3 protein-coding genes are annotated in these 3,879 nt (G+C 65.5%); 2 read left to right on the forward strand and 1 reads right to left on the reverse strand.

What is annotated here, in order from left to right; all coding sequences use genetic code 11:
• The first annotated feature begins 444 nt into the window (after positions 1-444).
• The gene (locus KBW98_RS23540; RefSeq protein ID WP_211522600.1) at positions 445-1,935 is read left to right on the forward strand and encodes a CHASE3 domain-containing protein; all 1,491 of its coding nucleotides are present in this window, start codon (positions 445-447) and stop codon (positions 1,933-1,935) included.
• On the opposite strand, the gene KBW98_RS23545 is transcribed toward KBW98_RS23540, so the two are convergent.
• Complete coding sequence (locus KBW98_RS23545; protein ID WP_211522601.1) at positions 1,916-2,719, reverse strand: Crp/Fnr family transcriptional regulator; 804 nt, start codon at positions 2,717-2,719, stop codon at positions 1,916-1,918. The genes KBW98_RS23540 and KBW98_RS23545 overlap by 20 nt on opposite strands.
• Positions 2,720-3,001: 282 nt before the next feature.
• Here KBW98_RS23545 and KBW98_RS23550 point away from each other — a divergent pair, with 282 nt between their 5' ends.
• On the forward strand, positions 3,002-3,745 hold the full coding sequence (locus KBW98_RS23550; RefSeq protein ID WP_211522602.1) for a response regulator transcription factor: 744 nt from the start codon (positions 3,002-3,004) through the stop codon (positions 3,743-3,745).
• The last annotated feature ends 134 nt before the right edge of the window (positions 3,746-3,879 follow it).

Raw genomic sequence — 3,879 nt, forward strand, 5'->3', positions numbered from 1 at the left:
CCCCCCCCCCGCCCCCCGCCCCCCCCCCCCCCCCGCGCGCCCCCCCCCCCCCCCCGGGGGGGGGGGCGCCCCCCCCCCCGACGCGGTGATCGTTGGCGGCTGATCCATCGCGCCGGCGTTCGGCCTGGCGCGCTCCACCGCGCCAGCGCATGGCCGGCCGCGCCACCCGCCAACCCAGGCGTCCCGCTACCTGATCGATACAGCGCAGTACCGCGCGTAACCGATGCGTCGACATGGAAAGAGCGTAAGATGGCTCACTGAAGCCGTCAGTCAAGCCGCCTGACTGGCTGCTTGCGTGGATGGCATTACTAGTACGCAATTTGTGTATTTGTCCTGCAACCTAGTTGCAACATTTAGTTACAGCCGGGGAATTTCGCGGTGCAACATTTTCCTCATCCGTCTATAATCTACCGACGGCAACGTTGCGCGAAAGGAAGCCACAGGATGACCACTTCACCCGCCCGGGCCGACAAGCCTGTCCGTACCCTGCCGCTCAACAAAACCCTGCTTTGCCTGGCCTGCGTCATTCTGCTGATCGTCAACGGCGTCTTCCTGGTGCGTAACCTGGACGACCTGCGCGCCGCCAATACCCTGCAGGCCCAGACCGCCCGCGTGTCGGACGAACTCCAATACCTGAACCTGCTCGTCACCGACGCCGAAAGCGGACTGCGCGGTTACTTCCTGTCGGGTTCCGATGTCTACCTCGGCCCGCTGCACGCGGCGCCCCAGCAGATCGACAACCAGCTGCGCGCCCTCGGCGTGCTGCTCGCCGACAGCCCCTCGCAAGCGAAGAACCTGAACCAGCTGCGCGCCCTGGTCCAGAAAAAGCTCGGCCTGATGCACCAGGCGCTCGAGGTCTACCGCCAGGGCGGTCTGGTCGACATCGTGGCCATCGCCGCGGCGCCCGACGAGCGCGCCGACATGGACGAGATCCGCCTGCAGGTGGTGATCATGACGCGCGAACAGAACGAGCTGCTGGCCGCGCGTACCGCGTCGTTCTATGAACAATACCGTCACGCGGCGCTGCTCGGTGTGGGCATCAACGCCGCCGCCATCATCGTCCTCCTGCTGTTCTATAACCTGATCCGCCGCGCATTCCGGCTGCGCCTGCAGGCCGAGCGCGCGCTCCAGGCCTCGAACGAGCACCTCGAGCAGATGGTGGTCGAGCGCACCGAGCAGCTGTCGGTGCTGTCGCGTCACCTGATCAAGGTCTCGGAAGAAGAAAAATCGCGCCTGGCGCGCGAGCTGCACGACGAGATGGGCGCCAACCTGACCGCCATCGGCATGGATCTGACCACGGTGGGCGAGCAGTTGCGCATCACCCATCCGGACCTGGCGGCCATGCTCGGGCGCGCGCGCCGCACCCTGGTCGACACGGTCCAGCTCAAGCGCCGGATCATCGAGAACCTGCGGCCCAGCCTGCTGGACAACATGGGCTTGTCGGCCGCGCTGCAAAGCTATTGCGCCGATTATGCGCGCATCACCTCGCTCGATTGCGACGCCCTGGTCGAGCGCGACGCCGATGCCGCCGGGCCGATGCAAGCCATCGCCCTGTTCCGCATCACCCAGGAAGCCCTGAACAATATCGCCAAGTACGCCAAGGCGCGTTCGGTGATCGTCAACCTGACGCGCGAGGAAGACGGCTGGGACCTGGAAATCACGGACGACGGCATCGGCATTCCTGAAGGCGCCATGACCAAGTCGAAATCGCACGGCCTGCTGGGCATGCGCGAACGCGCCTTGCTGCTGGGCGGAACGCTGGAAGTGGAGCGGGGAGTGAACGGGGTCGGGACTTGTGTGCGCGCCTGGATTCCCGCGCAAGCCCCCGGTGGGGACGGAACGCCTGCCTCGCCGCTGCCTTCACAGCGAGGCGAGGATCCGCCGCCGGCCTTGCCGGAGACGGATCCCCTGAAACTCAACGCGCCACATCCATGAGCAGGCGGTCGTATTCCGACTTCGCGACCTTGTAGCATTCGCCGGCGTATTCTTCCAGCCCTGCACGGTCGAGGACGGTGATGTTGCCGCGGCGGTACTGGATCAGGCCTTCGTCCTGCAGCTTGCCGGCGGCGGCGGTGATGCTTTCGCGGCGCACGCCCAGCATGATCGAAATCAGTTCCTGGGTCACTTTCAGTTCGTTGCTCGGCGAACGGTCGAGGCGGTCCAGCAGCCAGCGGCAGAGCTTTTGCTCGATCGAGCTGTGGCGGCCGCCGACGGCGTTCTGGGCCATCTGGGCGAACAGCGCGTTGGTGTAGCGCATCAAGAGCTGGGGCAGGGCGCCGCCGCGGTTGAAGGCGTCGCGCAGGTACTGGGTCTTGAGGCGGTAGCCGTAGCCGGCGCTCTGGACCACGGCGCTGCACATGGCGCGTTCGCCCATGAACAGCGACACGCCGACCACGCCTTCATGGCCCACCACGGCGATCTCGGTGGTGGCGCCGTCTTCCATTACGTAGAGCAGCGACACGATTGCGGTCGTCGGAAAATACACGTATTCCAGTTTGCTGCCATACTCAAACAACTCCTTGCCGAATGGCAGAGGGACGAGTTCCAGGTGCTCGAACAGGGTTTCCAGGTCTTGGCGCGGGAGGGCGGCCAGCAGTTCGTTCTGCTGGGTGCCGCTGTAGCTGACAACGGGGCGGGACGCGGATTTCATCTCCTCACTCGTGGCAGGGAGCTGGTTCTTCGCTTTTTGCGTGGCACCACCAAGTTGAGTGTTGTTCATTTGTTGTCCTCTTTGATCTCTAACGTACTAACTGTCGTGTGCTTCACGGGCGACTCTTGGAGGCCGGGGATTTCGTTGCCTCATCGCGATGTGTGTACATTAAAGCTATAGTCCGGTGCCGAACATAAGATTAGCAGTCGCACCCATGTAGGCTGTATGCATTGTGTTTTGTCAGTCCAGTCCTACTAGACAGGATGGCGAAATGCAGGCTTTTTGTTTGGTTTGGGCAACAAATTTGGGCGATAATGGACGCTTTCCTGTAGACAGAACGATATCGAGGACATGGGGCTGCAGGTATTGCTGGTGGAAGACGACGCCGTCCTGGCCGACGGCCTGACGCGCGCGCTGCAAGCCCAGGGCATGCAGGTGGCGCTCGCGCGCGACGGCCTGGCCGCCGATCAGATGCTTCAGGGGAATGTACCGGACCATCCCGCGCCCGACGTGGCGGTGCTCGACATCGGCCTGCCCGGCATCGACGGCTTCGAAGTCGTGCGGCGCCTGCGCACGCGCGGCGCGGCCATCCCGGTCCTGCTGCTGACCGCCCGCGACGCCGTCGAGGACCGCGTGCGCGGCCTGGAAACCGGGGCCGACGACTACCTGGTCAAGCCTTTCGCCACCGCCGAGCTGATCGCCCGCATCCGCGCCCTGGCGCGGCGCCATGCGCCCAAGCCCGCGATCCTGGCGCTCGGCGGGCTGTCCCTGGACAGCGCCACCCGCCGTGCCCGCGTGGGCGAGCGCGCGCTCGAACTGTCGGTGCGCGAATGGGGCGTGCTCGAATACCTGCTCCAGCATGCCGGGCGAGTCGTGTCCAAGCAGCAGATCATCGACGCCATCCTGGGCTGGGACGAAGACCTGACCCGCAACGCGGTCGAGGTCTACGTTTCGCGCCTGCGCCTCAAGCTCGACGGCGCCGGGGTGGCGATCCGCACCATCCGCGGCTTCGGCTACCTGCTGGAAGCCGATCCGGCCGGTGCGTCCTCCACGCCGCCGGCCATTCCTCCCGCCACGCCTTCCGCCACCCGATGACCAGCATCCGGCTGCGCCTGCTCAAGTGGCTGCTCGGCCCCATCCTGCTGCTCAACCTCGTGCTCGCCGGACTGGTCTATTCGCTGGCCTGGACCCCGGCCCAGGTCGCGTTCGACCAGGGCCTGGCCGATACC

Origin of the sequence: Massilia sp. ST3 (assembly GCF_018119405.1) — a bacterium.
Taxonomy (GTDB): domain Bacteria; phylum Pseudomonadota; class Gammaproteobacteria; order Burkholderiales; family Burkholderiaceae_D; genus Telluria.

What these genes read in the sequence shown, in the direction of transcription:
- KBW98_RS23540 (WP_211522600.1), top strand. Translation starts at nt 445, where the DNA reads ATGACCACTTCACCCGCCCGGGCCGACAAGCCTGTCCGTACCCTGCCG.
- KBW98_RS23545 (WP_211522601.1), bottom strand. Translation starts at nt 2,719, where the DNA reads ATGAACAACACTCAACTTGGTGGTGCCACGCAAAAAGCGAAGAACCAG.
- KBW98_RS23550 (WP_211522602.1), top strand. Translation starts at nt 3,002, where the DNA reads ATGGGGCTGCAGGTATTGCTGGTGGAAGACGACGCCGTCCTGGCCGAC.